Source organism: Streptomyces sp. HUAS 31 (assembly GCF_028198125.1).
Classification (GTDB): Bacteria; Actinomycetota; Actinomycetes; order Streptomycetales; family Streptomycetaceae; genus Streptomyces; species Streptomyces chartreusis.
Window position 1 is genome coordinate 663,743 of the sequence record NZ_CP116353.1, and the last position, 15,178, is coordinate 678,920.

Consider the following 15,178-nt stretch of genomic DNA (forward strand, 5'->3'; position numbering starts at 1 on the left):
CTCTATACACGCCATGTATACCGTCGACGTATACGCACCATGTATACACTTCGAGTAGACACTGCGTGTATATCGATCGAAAGGCATCGATGTACGGCAAGGCATTCGCCCCGGAGTACCAGGGCGCCCTGACCACTCTGTCCGTGAACGCGTCTCTCACCGACGTTCTGGCCGCCGGCACCGAGCAGTTGAGAGCGGCCGAGCGGTCCGGACAGCACGGCGAGGCGGCCCGCTCGGGGCTCGCGGTCGCCGAGGCACACCGCAGGCTGGGGCAGATCGGCGACGCCGAGCGCGCCTGGAAGGCGAGCTACCGCGCCGCCCGGGAGGCCGACGACTGGGGGGCGATGGCCTGGGCGTTGTGGAGCGGCGGCACGCTCGCCCGTCAGCGCGGTGCGTTCCCGCTGGCCCGGCGGCTCCTCCAGCTCGCGGCGGACCTCGGCGAGCGCGGCGGCGACATCGTCGTGCGCGGCTATTCACTGGCCGGGCTCGCGGAGACCGGCCGTATCCAGGGCGACTACGAGGCCGTCCACCGGCTGCACGAGCAGTTGCTGGCCGAGGCACGGCGGCGCGGCGAGGCCCGGCACACCGTGTGGGCGCTGGAGGGCATCGCGCAGATCCACCGCAACACCGGCTCGTACGACACCGCGTACTCCCTCTTCGAGGAGGCTGCCGAGATCGCCGCGGGCGCCGAGGACCGCCGCGGCCACGCCTGGGCACTGCGCGGGCTCGCCGACGTCGTCTCCGTGCGCGACGGCGACGTGGACCGGGCGCTGGCCCTGCTGTCCGAGGCGGAGACCACATGCCGCGCGATGAAACTCTCCAGCGCGCTGGCCTACAACCACAAGATGCGCGGCAACGTCCTCTACCGCGCCGGGCGTTACACCGAGGCGCGGGCCATGTACGAGCAGGCGCTGTCGGAGTTCCGGGCGATGAGCGAGCCCCGCGGGGAGGCGCTGTCCCGGCTGGGGCTGGCGAAGTCGCGGGCCCAGCTGGGACGCGACCGTGCGGAGACGGCCGCCGAACTGGCCGAGCTGGCCGACGTGTTGGAGCGGATCGGGCTGCGGCACGCGCGGGAGATGGTCGGACGCGCGCAGCGGGAGTTCGGCGTCGACGCGGGCGCGGAGGCGGTGGGCGCCCGATGACCGCCTCTTCCCCGGCGCTGCGAGCCCCGGCCGACGCCCACCGGAACGCCTCGACGGTCCGGTTCCGGGTGGACGCCGGTCAAGTCCTCGACCGCTGCCGGACCTTGGTGCGTCCCGCGCTGCGGGAAGCCGTGGAGCGGACCCATCCGTGGGTCGGCGAGATGGCCGCGTACTCGTTCGGCTGGTGCGAGGTCGGCGGCGCGCCGACCGCGGCCTCCGGCGGCAAGGGCGTGCGGCAGGCACTCGCCGTGCTCGGCGCGGAGGCGGCCGGTGCGCCCGGCCGGGCCGCCGTGCCCGGGGCGGTCGCGGTGGAGCTGGTGCACGCCTTCTCCCTGCTGCACGACGACATCATGGACGGCGACGAGGCACGGCGCCGCCGCCCCACGGTGTGGAAGGCCTACGGCACCGGACCCGCCGTCCTCGCCGGGGACGCGCTGTTCGCGCTGGCCGTCGAGACGCTCGCCGCGGCACCGGAGGGCCCCCGGGCGGTACGGCTGCTGTCCGTGGCGTTGCAGGACCTGGTGCGCGGGCAGGCGGACGACCTGCTGTTCACCACGCGTCCCTGGACGGGTCCGGAGCGGGTGCGCCCGGACGAGTACCGGACGATGGCCGAGCACAAGACGGGCGCCCTGCTGGGCTGCGCCGCGGCACTCGGCGCCCTGCTCGGCGGGGCGCCGCCCGCGACCGTCGCCGCGCTCGACCGCGCGGGCCGGCATCTGGGCATCGCCTTCCAGGTCGTGGACGACCTGCTGGGCATCTGGGGCGACCCCGCCGTCACCGGCAAACCGGTGCACGGCGATCTGCGGGAGCGCAAGAGGACGTATCCCGTGCTGGCCGCCCTCGACACGCCCCTCGCCGGCCGGCTCACCGCGCTGCTGGAGTCGGCCGCCGACCCCGGCGAGGCGGCCGCGTTGATCGAGGAGGCGGGCGGCCGCTCCGCCGCGCTCACGGAGGCACGGCGTCATGCCGCCGCCGTGGAGGCGGCCCTGGCGGACGTACCGCTCCAGGAGGGGCCCGCGGAGGAACTGCGCTCGCTGCTGGACTTCCTCGTGCGGCGCGATCTGTGAGCACCCGGCCCACGTGTGCGGCGGCGATCTTCTCAGGGGACGCGCCGCCGCCCGTGAAACCGGCTTGACCGGCGGCGTCTCGCGCGTCAGGGTGCCAGCGGCGTGGATCCCCGCCCCGCGCCGGAAAGGTGACTGCCTTGATCGGGATCTCGGACGTCGAAGCCGCGGCCGACCTCATCGCAGGACACGTCGTACACACCCCGACCGTACCCAGCCCCGGCCTGTCGGCCCTGCTCGGCGTCCCGGTCACGGCCAAGCTCGAACTCCTCCAGCGCACCGGGTCGTTCAAGGCCCGCGGGGCGACGGCGAAGCTGCTGTCGCTGAGCGACGACCAGCGGGCCGCCGGGGTGGTGGCGGTCAGCGGCGGCAACCACGGCATCGCCCTGGCGATGACCGCCGCCGTCCTCGACGTGAAGGCCACCGTGGTCATGCCGCGCTCGGCGCCCGCGCACGCCGTGCGGATCGCCGAGGACGCCGGGGCATCGGTCCGGCTCACCGACGACATGGCCGGAGCCTTCTCGCTCGTGACCCGGCTGCGGGACGAGGGGCTGACACTCGTCCATCCCTTCGACGACCCCCTGGTGATCGCCGGTCAGGGCACCGTCGGTCTGGAGCTGGACGCCGACGCCGGTGAACTCACCGACGTGATCGTCAGCGTCGGGGGCGGCGGGCTCATCGCCGGAGTCGCGGCGGCGCTGCGGGCCCGGCGTCCCGACGTGCGGATCTGGGGCGTGGAGACCGAGGGCGCCGAGGCCATGTCCCAGGCACTCGCGGCGGGCGGGCCGGTGCCGGTGGAGCTCGCGTCGATCGTGTCGACGCTCAGCGCGCCCACGGTGTCGCAGCTGACGTACGACCATGTTTCCGCCCAGGTCGACGAGGTGCTCGTGGTCCCGGACCGGGAGGCGGTACGGGGTGTGCTCGACCTCGCCGAGCACGCCAAGGTGTGGACCGAGCCGGCCGCGGGCTGTCTGCTGCCCGCCGCCCGGCGCGTCCTGGAGCGGGTCGGGGGCGACGCCCGGCTCGGGCTGGTCGTGTGCGGAGGCAACGCGTCGACCGCCGACGTGCTCCGCTGGGCGACGGATTTCGGACTTCACTGAGGCATTCGAGCCCAATTTCCTTGCCTTTTCGTCAGCTTACTCATGCGTCAGAAAGCAAATGAAAAGAAGCGCCCTTTAGTTGAGGATTTCGTTGAACGCTTCCCATGACGTCTCGCGTACTTCCTGTGAGAAATGAGAGCCGGCGGTTCAGCGAGGGATGGCCATGGTCAAGGCGCGCGTCTCCACATCCGAGTTGGTTGCCGGAAGGTACCGTCTCGTCGATGTCGTACATCGCGAGACGAACCGCGTCGGTTACTACGGCGAGGACCTGGAAACCGAACGTGCGTGCCTTCTGACCCAGATCGGACTACCCGACGATCAGGGCCCGGACGACGCGCGGCGGGCCACCTCGCGCATCCTGCGCACCTCGGAGCGGATAGGGCTGCTGCGCCCTGGCCGGGTGGCCACCGTGCTGGACGCCGTCGAGGAAGCCGGCAGCCTGTGGATCGTCACCGAATGGATCGACGGCACACCGCTGGGCGAACTCCTCGCCCAGCAGGGCACGTTCAACTACGTGCGGGCCGCGCGTATCGGTCTCGAACTCCTCGATGTGCTGGAGGCCGCGCATGTCGCGGGCATCACGCACGGCGAGCTCAGCCCGGGCCAGTTGTTCGTGGGCGCCGACGGGTCGGTCGTGGTCACCGGCTTCGGCCTGGCCGGCGCGACCCTCGCACCCCGGGTCGCAGCGCCGTCGTACGCCTCGCCGGAGCAGGCCCGCGACGAGCGGATCGGGCCCGCGTCCGATCTGTGGGCGCTGGGCGCGATCCTCTACACGATGGTCGAGGGACGTCCGCCGTACCGCGAACGGGACCGCCCCGAGACCACGTTGAAGGGGGTCGACCGCCTTCCGCTGCGCGCCCCGGTGCGCGCCGGGCCGCTCACCCAGGCCGTGCAGGGGCTGCTGCGCAAGGACTCGCGGGAGCGGCTGAGCAGACCGGTGGTGCGGGAGGCGCTGGACCGGGTCATCAACGACGACCCCGAGACGGCCGCGCAGGCCATGCACCGCCCCCGGCTGCGCGGTCGGTACGCCGTCGGACCCACCTGGGGCAGGCGCGCCATGGTCATCGGCACGGCGCTTGCCGTGGTCACCGTCGCCGCGGCCGTCCTCGTGGTGACCAACGGTTCCCAGGACGACTCGGACTCCGCGGCGACGGGTGCGGCGCCCACCCCGTCCGCCTCCGCCGGTGCGCCGACGGGCCAGTCCCCCACCGCCACGCCCAGCACCTCCCCCACCCAGGAGGAGACGGGGACGGAGTCCGGGTCCGGGTCGAAATCCCCGAGCACCTCCCCCTCGGGCACGGCACTGCCCGACGGATTCCGCACGTACACGTCCCCCGACGGCTTCTCCATTGCCCTGCCCGAGGGCTGGGAGCCCGTGGCCACCAGCCGGGCCTCGGACGTGGCGTACCGCGTCTTCTTCGGCGCCGAGGGCGACGATCGCAGGCTGGCGATCACCTACAGCGAGGCTCTCGGGCCGGACCCCGTCGCCGTGTGGCGTGACGACGTCCAGCCCGATCTGGAGGAGCGCGGCGATTTCCAGCGGATCGGCGACATCGAGGCGACCACGTACCAGGGTTACCGGGCCGCCGACATGGAGTGGGTCTCGGACAAGGACGGCACCCGGTCGCGCACCTTCGGCCGCGGGTTCCTCATCGACGACCACCGTGGCTACTCGCTGCGCTGGACGACGCCGGAGGAGGACTGGGACGACGCCGTGAACCGGAAGGCCCTGGACACGTTCCTGCGGACCTTCCGGGTTCCGGGCGACTGATCAGGCCGATGCGCGAGGGGCGCTCATCGCCCGCAGCGACCTGGCGTGGAGCGGGTCCGTGCGCCAACGGGCCGTGAACGTGCGGTCCTTGAGCGAGCACGTCACTTCCAGGTGGTGCGGGGTCTCCAGGAAGGCGACGTCGACGGCGAGGGTGTCGGCGTCGGTCCAGCCGCCGCTCACCGCGGTGGGCACCGGCCCCTCGGTGACGGTCCATCCGGTCTCCCCGAGCCGCACCTCCAGCGGGTGCCCGTCCTCGGTGAGCGTCAGCGCCCAGCCGTCCGCGCCGGGCGCGAGATCGATCGCCGTCAGCTTCGGAAGCGGTGCGCAGACACCGCCGTCCGGTGTGAACGCGGCGGCGGACCAGGTCTCGGCACCCTCGGGCGGCGCGGGCTCCCCGGAGGCGGGTGGCAACGCCAGGCCGGCCAGACGCTGTGCGAGGGCCGCGTCGGCGGCCTCGCCGCCCGTCCGGGGCTCGGGTCCGAACGCGGGCAGCAGGTGCTCCCAGACCAGGTTCAGCACGGTCTGCATGTCCCAGGTGTCCGCGGTCGTCGCGATCACGGCGTCGTGCTCGGGCAGCACGATGCAGAACTGGCCGAAGGCGCCGTCGCCGCGATAGCCGTGCCGGGACATCCAGAACTTGAAGCCGTAGCCCAGCTGCCAGTCGTCGCCCGGCATCCCACCGGCGTTCGCGACCTGCACACGGGTGGCCTCGGCGACCCACGACTCGGGCAGCAGCCGCTCGCCCTCCCAGACGCCGCCGTTCAGATAGAGCTGCCCGAGTCGGGCGATGGCGTCGGTGGTGGCGTGCAGTCCGCTGAAGCCGAGCTCCTGGCCGCTGCGGTGACGCAGCCACGCGATCTCCCCGATGCCGAGCGGGTCCAGCAGGCGCGGGCGCAGATACTCGGTGAGCGACTGGCCGCTCGTGCGCTGCACGATGGCGGAGAGCGTGAAGGTCGCGGGCTGGTTGTAGGCGAAGACGGTGCCTGGGTCCTGTTGCGGTGGCACCAGGAGGAAGCCGCGCACGAGGTTCTCGAGGTCACGTTCGCGCGCCTCGGCGATGGTGTCGGTCTCGTGCCCGGTGGCCATGGACGCCACGTGCCGCACCAGCATGGCGCGGCTGCGCGGGTCGGTGATGTCGGCGTCGAGCTCGGGAAAGTACGAGATCACCGGGTCGTCGAGCCGTATGAGTCCCTCGCCGACGGCGATGCCGGCGGCGGCCGCGGTGAAGCTCTTGCTGATCGAGTAGAGCAGGTGGGGACGTTCGGCGGTGTACGGCGCCCACCAGCCGGAGGCGACCAGCCGGCCGTGCCGCATGATCATCAGGCTGTGCGGCTCGATCGTGGGGGCGGCGTCGAGGGCGTCGAGGAAGGCGAGGACGCCGGCGGCGTCGACGCCCTGGGCGGCGGGGGTGCTCGAAGGCAGCTCGCGGGCAGACATACGTGCATCCTCCCCCGATATCCGGGCGTCGTCCGGGAGTCCTCGCACTCCGGTCCTGGAGCCCGCCCCGTCCGTCCCGTTTTCGACGCTCCTGTCCGGGGACTCGGGCCACATGGTGAAGATCGGATACACGATGATGACCGAGCAGGCCGGCCCCCGTGACCTGGTGAACCACCTGGTCCGCGCCGAGGAGGCCGGTTTTGACTTCTCCGTGGCCTCGGACCACTACTTTCCGTGGCTGCGTTCGCAGGGTCACTCGCCGTACGTCTGGAGCGTGCTGGGCGCGGCGGCGCAGGCGACGCGGCGGATCCCGCTGATGACCTTTGTGACCTGCCCGACGGTCCGCTACCACCCGGCGGTCGTGGCGCAGAAGGCGGCCACGATGCAGTTGCTGTCCGAGGGCCGGTTCCGGCTGGGGCTGGGCTCCGGCGAGAACCTCAACGAGCATGTCGTGGGCGGCGGTTGGCCGTCGGTGGACGTACGGCACGAGATGCTCGAAGAGGCGGTGGAGATCATCCGGGCGCTCTTCGGGGGCGGGCATGTGAACCACCGCGGCACGCACTTCGACGTGGAGTCCGCCCGGCTGTGGGACCTGCCGGACGAGCCGCCGCCCATCGGTGTCGCCGTGTCCGGCCGGCAGTCCTGCGAGCTGGCGGGCCGGCTCGGCGATCTCGTGATCGCCACGGAACCGAAGGCGGACCTGCTGGAGGCGTTCGACCGGCACGGCGGCGAGGGCAAGCCGCGCGTGGGTCAGTTGCCGGTGTGCCACGACCCCGACCCGCACGCCGCCCTCGAGCGCGCCCACTCCCAGTTCCGCTGGTTCGGCGGCGGCTGGAAGGTCAACTCGGAGCTGCCGCACCCGGACTCGTTCGAGGCGGCGACCCGGTTCGTCACCGAGGACGACGTCGCCGAGTCGATCCCGTGCGGCGACGACCCGGACGCCTTCGTCAAGGCCGTACGCCCGTACGCGGAGGCCGGGTTCACCGAGATCGCGCTGGTACAGATCGGAGGCGAGTCGCAGCTGCCCTATCTCGACTGGGCGGAGAACACGCTGCTGCCGGCGCTGCGGGACGCCCTCGGCTGACCGTGGGCACACCACCGCGCCCGGGCGACGTGCGCGGGTGCCATAGGCTGCCGGTCTGCACTTTTCGCCTTCCGAGCAGCTCGCAACAGGAGAGTCACCCGTGACACTGGCGTTCGTCCCACCCGAGACGTCCTCCGCATCCCCGGCCCCGCTGTCCGACCTCGTCGCGCGGGACGCGCGTGAGTTCGGGGTCTACGCGCGGACCGGGGGCTGGGCCTTCGGCCTGATGGTGGCGCGCAGCGTCCGGCCCGGCGGGCAGGGCGCCGACGAGACGCCGAAGGTGTCCGCGAAGGAGTTCGCCGAGCTCGCGGGCTGCTCAGCCGATCGCGTCATGCGCTACTACAAGGCCTGGGACCGCGCGGCCGACGACGGTCTCGTCCCGCAGTTCGAGGCGCTCGCGCCGGGCCAGGAGGTCGAACTGCCGGACGCGGACGTGTGGCTCGGCTACTACGTCTCCCGCAACAGCGCCACGTCCGAGCGCGGCACCGCCATCTCCGAGGCGGCCGAGGCCGAGGGCATCCGCCCGACCAAGGCCCTGGAGGTCGCCGAGAACCCCACCGCGCTGCGTGCGGCGATCCTCGCCGACCCCTCCACCGCCCGCGCGGCCCGCCAGGCGCTCCTGGACCGGGTGCGCGAGGACCCGGAGCTTCAGGCCGAGCTGGCGCGCGACGTCGTACGCACCGACGACCTGAAGAAGGCCGTCGCCACCGAGAGCCGGTCGGCCGACCGCATCGGCTATGTCCGTCAGATCGCCGAGTCGGGTCAGATCAAGACGCCGGCCGGGCAGACCGTCGACGCGCCCGTGGACCTGCGCCAGGAGGCCGAGCGGCATCTGTCGCTCATCGACGAGCTGGAGGACGACGAGGACACCGGCGAGTGGGCCACCGACGCCTACGACACCATGAAATCCCTCGTCGTCGAGGCCGTGGAGGCCGACCCCGAGCTGCGGGTCCAGGAGCGGCGGACGAAGTTCTACAACAGTCTCCAGCGGGCGACGAAGGTCTTCGAGGAGCTGACCTTCGACGACGTGCAGGAGTTCGCGGAGGACGACATGGTCCAGCAGCTGGAGGAACTCCAGCAGGCCATCTCCACCTGCATCTCGGCGCTGCGCGGGGCGCACGGAGGCAGCGCGCAGGCGCTGTAGCCGCACCCGGTCGCCGGGGCGCCGCCGCTCACTCCGCGGTGCGGCGGCGCGCCCACAGCGGCAGCACGAACCAGCACACCAGGTACCAGGCGACGACGCCCGCGACCACCCAGGGCACGAAGTCGTCGTGGGTGGCGACCCGCAGGATCAGCAGCAGCGAGCCCGTCATGGTGCCCAGCAGCAGAATCAGACCGACGAAGGTCATCCGGGACGCCCACGACACCGCCTGCGGCTTGATGCGCCGCCCGGCCACCAGGCGGTGCAGCGACACCGGGCCGATCAGCGCGCCGGTGGCGGCGGCGCCCAGCACCACCGTGACGATGTAGATCGTCTGGTCGGTGTCGGCGAGGCTGTCGTACTTGTTCGTGAACACGACGGTGAGCAGGAAGCCGAACAGGATCTGGACGCCCATCTGGGTCACCCGGACCTCTTGGAGGAGCTCGCCCCACATGCGGTCGGCTCGCTCTTCCTCGCTTTCGTCGCGTCCCGTCCGTCTTTCCTGTTCGGCCATGCGCTACAGGTAACCCCGCCGCATCGGACTCAAACGGCGGGGTCCGGGAGCGGCCAAGCCGCCGCTCCCCGCGCGCTACGCGTCTACCAGCGGTTTTCCACCTGGTCCTTGATCCGCCGGTCGTAGAGGTCGCCGATCGCGGTGAGCGTGTCCGCGGACAGCTCCGGCAGCGCGGCGGCGGCCGCGTTGGCACGGGCCTGCTCGGGCGAACGGGCGCCCGGGATGACGGTGGTCACGCCGGGCTGCTGGATGATCCAGCGCAGCGCCAGCTGGGCCGGTGTGTACCCCTCCGGGGCGAGGCCGGCGAACTCGACGGCCGCCTCCACGCCGGAGTCGTAGTCGACGCCGGAGAAGGTCTCGCCCTGGTCGAAGGACTCGCCGTGCCTGTTGTAGGTGCGGTGGTCGTTCGCGGGGAAGACGGTGTCCTTGGTGTACTTGCCGGACAGCAGGCCGGAGGCCAGCGGGACGCGGGCGATGATGCCGACGCCCGCCTCCCGGGCGGCGGGCAGCACCTCCAGCAGGGGCTTCATGCGGAACGCGTTGAGGATGATCTGCACGCTGGCCACCCCGGGCCGGGCGATGGCGGTCAGCGCCTCGGCGCAGGTCTCCACGCTGACGCCGTACCGGGCGATGCGCTCCTCCTCGACCAGCGTGTCCAGGGCGTCGAACACCTCGTCCGTGGAGTAGACGGGCGTCGGCGGGCAGTGCAGCTGGACCAGGTCGAGGCGGTCCACGCCGAGGTTGCGCCGCGAACGGTCGTTCCAGGCACGGAAGTTGTCGAGGACGTAGTTCTCGGGGATCTGGTCCACGCGGCGGCCCATCTTGGTCGCCACGAAGATGTCCAGCTCGGGCCTGGCCCGCAGGAAGCCGGCGATGGTCTGCTCGCTGCGCCCGTCGCCGTACACGTCGGCCGTGTCGAAGAAGGTCACCCCAGACTCGACCGCCGCGTCCAGCACCGCAAGGGCTTGCTGGTCGTCGACGTCTCCCCAGTCGGCGCCCAGCTGCCACGTACCGAGTCCCACGACGGATGCCCGCTGACCCGACCTACCGATTACACGCTCGTCCATGGCGTCAGTGTGTCATTCGCCGGCCGCGAGCGCGGAGCGGGCCCCGCCGCTGCCGCATCCTGTGAAGCCTTCACTCACAGGGGCGAATCGGCTCGACGGGCAAGCGGTTGCTGTCGGGGCGCTCCCGGCTTGGGCCGTGCGTCGAGTGGTCGAAGGGCTGTGCCTGCACGGACGACGCCGCGTGGCGCGACGGCGGGGTGCTGGAGTCCGCCGCGCCGGGCAGCTTCGGGGAGGAGGGGTGGGGGCGGGCCGCCGGGGTGCTGGAGCGGCTCGACCCCCACCGGGTTCTCGGGAACGCCTTCTGGGACCGGTTGTTCGCGCAGCGCGCGGCTACCTGCGGGCCGCCCTGCTCTGCACGGTGCGCGCGACCTTCGGTCCGAGCCAGCGCTTGAGGCGGCGCAGCGCCTCCAGCTGCCCGGCCGCCCTGTCGATCCGGTAGTACAGCTGGGGCGGCACGTAGGGCAGCAGGGGCGAGTGGCGCTGGCCGAGCAGGGCGAACATCTGCTGCGGCGGCAGGTCGATGTAGCGGGGCAGGTTCTCGTACCACAGGGCGCTGTGCCGGGCGGCGCTCTGGAGGGACAACAGGGCCGCCCTGCGCTCCCGTTCGTAGTGGGCGAGCGCCTCCGGCAGGGCGGGCCGCTCGTGCAGCGCGCCGGCCAGGGCGATGGCGTCCTCCAGGGCGAGGGTCGTACCGGCGCCGATGGAGTAGTGGGTGGTGTGGGCGGCGTCGCCGATCAGGACGACGTTGCCGCGGTGCCAGGTGCGGTTGGTGACGGTGCGGAAGGTCAGCCACGGCGCGCTGCCGTCGGCGGACGGGCGGCCGATGAGCGGGTGGCCGTCGAGGATCTGGGCGAAGAGCTTCTCCAGCAGGGCCAGTCCGTCGGCCTCGGGCGCCCTGTCGAGGCCGAGGCCGGTCCATGTCTCCGGGGCGCACTCGACGACGCAGGTGCCGGCTTCGGGGCCGAAGCCGTAGCCGTAGCACCAGATCCAGCCGTGGTCGGTCTCGACGAAGGCGAAGGTGAAGGCGTCGAAGGCCTTGCTGGTGCCGAGCCAGAGGTAGCGGTTGCGGCCGCTGTCGATCCGGGTGCCGAAGTGGTCGGCGTGGCGGGCGCGCAGGGCGCTGTGGACGCCGTCGCCCGCGACGACGAGGTCGGCGGCGGGCACGTCGTCCGGGCTGACCGCGCTCCCGAACTCCAGGCGTACGCCGAGCGAGCGGGCGCGTTCGGCGAGGATCTCCAGCAGCCGGTGGCGGCCGATGCCGTGCCCCTCGTCGCCGGGCCGACGGGTCGTCAGGTCCCGTACGTGGGCCACGCCCGCGTTCCAGCGGACCGAGCTCGCCTCGACCGCGCGAGCCGTCTCGAGGTCATGGGCGCGCAGTTGGTCGAGCAGTCCGCGCCAGTACGTCACTCCCCAGCCGTAGGTGGTGCCCTCCGCGTTGCGTTCGTGGACGGTGATGTCGTGGGACGGGTCCCGCAGCTTCAGCAGGATCGAGAGATAGAGACCGGCGGGCCCGCCACCGACACAGGCGACCTTCACACATACCCCTAGAAAGTTCCCCAATACGGCCAATTCGGATCCGCAGGGTAGCAGGGGTCGCGGCACTTTCCGTGACGTTCCGGATCGCGCCAGTTTCAGCGGGTGAGACACACCACTGGCGCCGCATCCGCCCGCCAAGGACCACCGGGAACACTGCTCCCGAGAGAAGGAATTACCCGTTCCGGGTATGCGGGGAGACCACTCGCAGCAAGATCATCTCTGTTCAAGCTTGCACGACATGTAGCCACTTGTCCGGATCGAAGCCAACCACTCGCGACCGATTTCTCCCGCTCTCATGGGGCCCGATAGGTATGCGGAGTCAGCACCCGAACGCACCATCGAACCCACCCAGGAGATCCGTATGCCGGAACTCAGCCGTCGTCGCGCGCTCACCGCCACGGCCGCCCTCGCCACCGCCGCCGGCGTCGGTGCCCTCGTCCAGACGCTCAACGCCCCCGCCGCGTCCGCCTCCGGACAGAGCCGGCACCCCGAGCACACCGGCCACCAGGAGCACGACCAGCACTCCCCTGCGCCCTTCGACGAGGTCTACAAGGGCCGCCGGATACAGGGCCGGCCCGCCTCGGGCGGCGCCCACCAGCATCACGGCGGCGGTTACGCCGTGTTCGTCGACGACGTCGAGCTGCATGTGATGCGCAACGCCGACGGCAGCTGGATCAGCGTCGTCAGCCACTACGACCCGGTGCCCACCCCGCGGGCCGCCGCCCGCGCCGCCGTGGACGAGCTCCAGGGCGCGGCCCTGCTGCCCTTCCCCGCCAACTGAACCGCCGTACCCGCACTCTGGAGCACCCGCAACCATGACCGTCCGCAAGAACCAGGCCGTCCTGACCGCCGACGAGAAGCGCCGATTCGTCGCCGCCCTTCTGGAGTTGAAGCGCAACGGCCGCTACGACTCCTTCGTCACGACCCACAACGCCTTCATCGTCGGCGACACCGACAACGGCGAGCGCACCGGCCACCGGTCACCGTCGTTCCTGCCCTGGCACCGCAGATTCCTGCTCGAGTTCGAGCGTGCGTTGCAGGAGGTGGACGCCTCGGTCGCGCTGCCGTACTGGGACTGGAGCACCGACCGCTCGATACGGTCCTCGCTGTGGGCGCCCGACTTCATGGGCGGCACCGGGCGAAGCCGCGACGGACAGGTGCTGGACGGGCCGTTCGCGGCGGCCGGCGGGAACTGGCCGATCAAGGTGCGTGTCGACGGGCGTACGTTCCTGCGCCGTTCGCTCGGCACTGCCGTACGGGACCTGCCGACCCCGGCCGAGGTGGAGTCCGTGCTGGCCATGCCCACGTACGACATGGCGCCCTGGAACAGCGCCTCGGACGGCTTCCGCAATCACCTCGAAGGCTGGCGCGGGGTCAATCTGCACAACCGGGTCCATGTATGGGTCGGCGGGCAGATGGCCACCGGCGCGTCGCCCAACGACCCGGTGTTCTGGCTGCACCACGCCTACATCGACAAGCTGTGGGCGGACTGGCAGCGGCGCCACCCCGGCTCCGGCTACCTGCCGACCGCCGGGACGCCGAACGTGGTCGATCTGGGCGACACGATGAAGCCGTGGAACGACGTGCGCCCCGCCGATCTGCTGGACCACACCGCGCACTACACCTTCGACGCGGCCTGAGCCCCGCCGGGCCGGCCGGTCAGGCGTCGGCGGTGCGGCACTCCGGGTGGCCCCAGCCCTGCGCGTTCTTGGCGATCTGCTCGCCCGCCGCGTAGCCGCGGCCGCAGAGGCAGCGACCGGGAAACTTGGCCTTGATGGTCCGCGAGGAGCTGCCGCTCTTCCGGGCAGCGGCAGCCTTGCGGCGCGGTGCCTTGGTCTGCGGGGTGTCCGGGGAGGGCGGCGGCTGCGGCGAGCCGAGTTCGCTGCCCGCGGACTCCTGCACGGTGGCGGCCTGGCTGGCGGCGCGGTCGGCGAAGTCGTTGAGCGGGTCGCCGTCGACCTGGTGGGCGGGAACGTAACGGAACTCGACCTTGCGGCCGTCGAGCAGCTCGTCGATGCGCACGACCAGGTCCTGGTTGGCGACGGGCTTGCCCGCGGACGTCTTCCAGCCGTTGCGCTTCCAGCCCGGCAGCCAGGTGGTGACGGCCTTCATGGCGTACTGCGAGTCCATGCGGATCTCCAGCGGCACGCCCGGGTCGATCGCCGTGAGGAGCCGTTCCAGCGCGGTCAGTTCCGCGACGTTGTTGGTGGCCTTGCCGAGCGGCCCCGCCTCCCAGCGGGCCGGGGTCTCCGACTCGTCGGCGACGACCCACGCCCAGCCCGCCGGCCCCGGGTTTCCCTTGGAAGCCCCGTCGCACGCGGCCACAACACGTTCAAGCATGCGCCCGATCATGCCATGGGCCAGCGGGCCGGCCGGTCGCGGGTGCGATCGCCGATCGGTCCTGCCCGGTCGTGGTCAGCCGCCGATCACGTGACGTCGGTCGTCTTCGGCATCTCGCCCTCGGTCGTGGTGACGTCGATCACCGAGAAGTTGGCGCCCTGCGGGTCGCTGAGCGCGGCGAACCTGCCGAACGGCGAGGTCATCGGGCCGAAGCGGAGCACGGCGCCCTGCTTGGTGGCGCGGGCCACGGCGTCGTCGCAGTTCTCGACCGTGAAGTAGACGTTGATGTAGGAGGGGACCTCGGGCGGGAACTCCTCGGTCATCACCATCCGGCCGAGAACCATGTCCTCGCCGATCGAGTAGATCCGGAAGTCGACCGCGTCGTCCTCCATCTGTTTCGCGCCGTACCCGAAGACCGCCGGGAAGAACGTGTCCGGCTTGTCGCGCTCGCGTGTGAAGACCTCGCCCCAGCAGTAGGCGCCCGGCTCCTCCATCGGAGCCTCGAAGCCCTCGTGCGTGCCGGGCTGCCACAGCCCGAAGACGGCGCCGCCGGGTTCGCGGGCCAGGCACATGCTGCCGAAGTCGCCGACCGCCATCGGCTCCATCAGGATCTCGCCGCCGTTCTCACGGATCCTGGCGGCGGTGGCGTCGGCATCGGAGGTGGCGAAGTAGAGGCACCACTGCGACTGGCCCTCCTGGCCGGGCATGGGCGGCACGACCGCCGCGGCCGCCTTCTCGTTCGCGTAGGCCTGTGTGTAGTTGCCGTACTCCGACGAGGACTCGCCGAACGTCCAGCCGAGGACGTCGCCGTAGAAGTTCTTGGCTCCCTCGATGTCGCTGAACATCGCGTCGGCCCAGATGGGGGTTCCTTCAGGTTTCGCGGCCATGACTGCGGCCCTCTCCCGGCTCGGTGAGTTGTCCGGATTCTTACGCTAGTCACCGGGCCGTCGGGTCGCGCGCCGAATGCCCGGTTCCGTTCCAG

15 protein-coding genes are annotated in these 15,178 nt (G+C 71.7%); 9 read left to right on the forward strand and 6 right to left on the reverse strand.

The window, feature by feature from the left end; all coding sequences use genetic code 11:
* Nucleotides 1–89: 89 nt before the first annotated feature.
* The 4 genes from PGH47_RS02680 (at nt 90) to PGH47_RS02695 (ending at nt 5,077) form a co-directional block, all read left to right on the forward strand.
* Entirely contained in the window at nt 90–1,142 is a 1,053-nt protein-coding gene (locus PGH47_RS02680; RefSeq protein ID WP_271667962.1) for a tetratricopeptide repeat protein, read from the forward strand.
* Nucleotides 1,139–2,209: a polyprenyl synthetase family protein gene (locus PGH47_RS02685; protein ID WP_271662029.1), complete on the forward strand. Its 1,071-nt coding sequence runs from the start codon at nt 1,139–1,141 to the stop codon at nt 2,207–2,209. Before PGH47_RS02680 ends, PGH47_RS02685 begins: the two co-directional genes overlap by 4 nt.
* A 137-nt stretch (nt 2,210–2,346) precedes the next feature.
* Complete coding sequence (locus tag PGH47_RS02690) at nt 2,347–3,306, forward strand: threonine/serine dehydratase (protein ID WP_271662030.1); 960 nt, start codon at nt 2,347–2,349, stop codon at nt 3,304–3,306.
* A gap of 157 nt (nt 3,307–3,463) precedes the next feature.
* Nucleotides 3,464–5,077, forward strand: coding sequence for a serine/threonine protein kinase (locus PGH47_RS02695; RefSeq protein ID WP_271662031.1), 1,614 nt, complete (start codon nt 3,464–3,466; stop codon nt 5,075–5,077).
* Here the strand turns inward: PGH47_RS02695 and PGH47_RS02700 are convergent, their stop codons facing one another.
* Nucleotides 5,078–6,514: a serine hydrolase domain-containing protein gene (locus PGH47_RS02700; RefSeq protein WP_271662032.1), complete on the reverse strand. Its 1,437-nt coding sequence runs from the start codon at nt 6,512–6,514 to the stop codon at nt 5,078–5,080.
* Between the two features lie 112 nt (nt 6,515–6,626).
* On the opposite strand from PGH47_RS02700, the gene PGH47_RS02705 reads away from it, so the two are divergent.
* Together PGH47_RS02705 and PGH47_RS02710 are read left to right on the forward strand one after the other, a co-directional pair.
* Complete coding sequence (locus tag PGH47_RS02705; protein WP_271662033.1) at nt 6,627–7,598, forward strand: LLM class F420-dependent oxidoreductase; 972 nt, start codon at nt 6,627–6,629, stop codon at nt 7,596–7,598.
* Nucleotides 7,599–7,698: 100 nt separating this feature from the next.
* Nucleotides 7,699–8,742: a hypothetical protein gene (locus tag PGH47_RS02710; RefSeq protein ID WP_271662034.1), complete on the forward strand. Its 1,044-nt coding sequence runs from the start codon at nt 7,699–7,701 to the stop codon at nt 8,740–8,742.
* Between the two features lie 28 nt (nt 8,743–8,770).
* Here the strand turns inward: PGH47_RS02710 and PGH47_RS02715 are convergent, their stop codons facing one another.
* Both PGH47_RS02715 and PGH47_RS02720 read right to left on the reverse strand, forming a co-directional pair.
* The gene (locus tag PGH47_RS02715; RefSeq protein WP_271662035.1) at nt 8,771–9,253 is read right to left on the reverse strand and encodes a DUF6328 family protein; all 483 of its coding nucleotides are present in this window, start codon (nt 9,251–9,253) and stop codon (nt 8,771–8,773) included.
* A gap of 83 nt (nt 9,254–9,336) precedes the next feature.
* The gene (locus PGH47_RS02720; RefSeq protein ID WP_271662036.1) at nt 9,337–10,320 is read right to left on the reverse strand and encodes an aldo/keto reductase; all 984 of its coding nucleotides are present in this window, start codon (nt 10,318–10,320) and stop codon (nt 9,337–9,339) included.
* Nucleotides 10,321–10,427: 107 nt separating this feature from the next.
* On the opposite strand from PGH47_RS02720, the gene PGH47_RS43100 reads away from it, so the two are divergent.
* A complete protein-coding gene (locus tag PGH47_RS43100) occupies nt 10,428–10,712 on the forward strand; it encodes a cholesterol oxidase substrate-binding domain-containing protein (protein ID WP_333937964.1) in 285 nt (94 codons plus the stop codon).
* Here PGH47_RS43100 and PGH47_RS02730 read toward each other — a convergent pair.
* Nucleotides 10,651–11,856, reverse strand: a complete 1,206-nt coding sequence (locus tag PGH47_RS02730; RefSeq protein WP_271662037.1) for an FAD-dependent monooxygenase — start codon at nt 11,854–11,856, stop codon at nt 10,651–10,653. The genes PGH47_RS43100 and PGH47_RS02730 overlap by 62 nt on opposite strands.
* A gap of 361 nt (nt 11,857–12,217) precedes the next feature.
* Here PGH47_RS02730 and melC1 point away from each other — a divergent pair, with 361 nt between their 5' ends.
* The gene (gene melC1 / locus PGH47_RS02735) at nt 12,218–12,637 is read left to right on the forward strand and encodes an apotyrosinase chaperone MelC1 (RefSeq protein ID WP_271662038.1); all 420 of its coding nucleotides are present in this window, start codon (nt 12,218–12,220) and stop codon (nt 12,635–12,637) included.
* A gap of 34 nt (nt 12,638–12,671) precedes the next feature.
* Nucleotides 12,672–13,496 carry a tyrosinase MelC2 gene (melC2, locus tag PGH47_RS02740; protein ID WP_271662039.1) on the forward strand — a complete coding sequence of 275 codons (825 nt, stop codon included), beginning with the start codon at nt 12,672–12,674 and terminating at the stop codon, nt 13,494–13,496.
* Between the two features lie 19 nt (nt 13,497–13,515).
* On the opposite strand, the gene PGH47_RS02745 is transcribed toward melC2, so the two are convergent.
* Entirely contained in the window at nt 13,516–14,208 is a 693-nt protein-coding gene (locus PGH47_RS02745; protein WP_271662040.1) for a ribonuclease H family protein, read from the reverse strand.
* 74 nt (nt 14,209–14,282) lie between these two features.
* The gene (locus tag PGH47_RS02750; RefSeq protein ID WP_271662041.1) at nt 14,283–15,083 is read right to left on the reverse strand and encodes a VOC family protein; all 801 of its coding nucleotides are present in this window, start codon (nt 15,081–15,083) and stop codon (nt 14,283–14,285) included.
* Nucleotides 15,084–15,178 lie beyond the last annotated feature (95 nt).

Bases quoted from the DNA above. Each gene is read 5' to 3' on its own strand.
- melC2 (WP_271662039.1), top strand. From the start codon at position 12,672: ATGACCGTCCGCAAGAACCAGGCCGTCCTGACCGCCGACGAGAAGCGC.
- PGH47_RS02685 (WP_271662029.1), top strand. From the start codon at position 1,139: ATGACCGCCTCTTCCCCGGCGCTGCGAGCCCCGGCCGACGCCCACCGG.
- PGH47_RS02720 (WP_271662036.1), bottom strand. From the start codon at position 10,320: ATGGACGAGCGTGTAATCGGTAGGTCGGGTCAGCGGGCATCCGTCGTG.
- PGH47_RS02750 (WP_271662041.1), bottom strand. From the start codon at position 15,083: ATGGCCGCGAAACCTGAAGGAACCCCCATCTGGGCCGACGCGATGTTC.
- PGH47_RS02680 (WP_271667962.1), top strand. From the start codon at position 90: ATGTACGGCAAGGCATTCGCCCCGGAGTACCAGGGCGCCCTGACCACT.
- PGH47_RS02700 (WP_271662032.1), bottom strand. From the start codon at position 6,514: ATGTCTGCCCGCGAGCTGCCTTCGAGCACCCCCGCCGCCCAGGGCGTC.
- PGH47_RS02715 (WP_271662035.1), bottom strand. From the start codon at position 9,253: ATGGCCGAACAGGAAAGACGGACGGGACGCGACGAAAGCGAGGAAGAG.
- PGH47_RS02705 (WP_271662033.1), top strand. From the start codon at position 6,627: ATGGTGAAGATCGGATACACGATGATGACCGAGCAGGCCGGCCCCCGT.
- melC1 (WP_271662038.1), top strand. From the start codon at position 12,218: ATGCCGGAACTCAGCCGTCGTCGCGCGCTCACCGCCACGGCCGCCCTC.
- PGH47_RS02695 (WP_271662031.1), top strand. From the start codon at position 3,464: ATGGCCATGGTCAAGGCGCGCGTCTCCACATCCGAGTTGGTTGCCGGA.
- PGH47_RS02745 (WP_271662040.1), bottom strand. From the start codon at position 14,208: ATGATCGGGCGCATGCTTGAACGTGTTGTGGCCGCGTGCGACGGGGCT.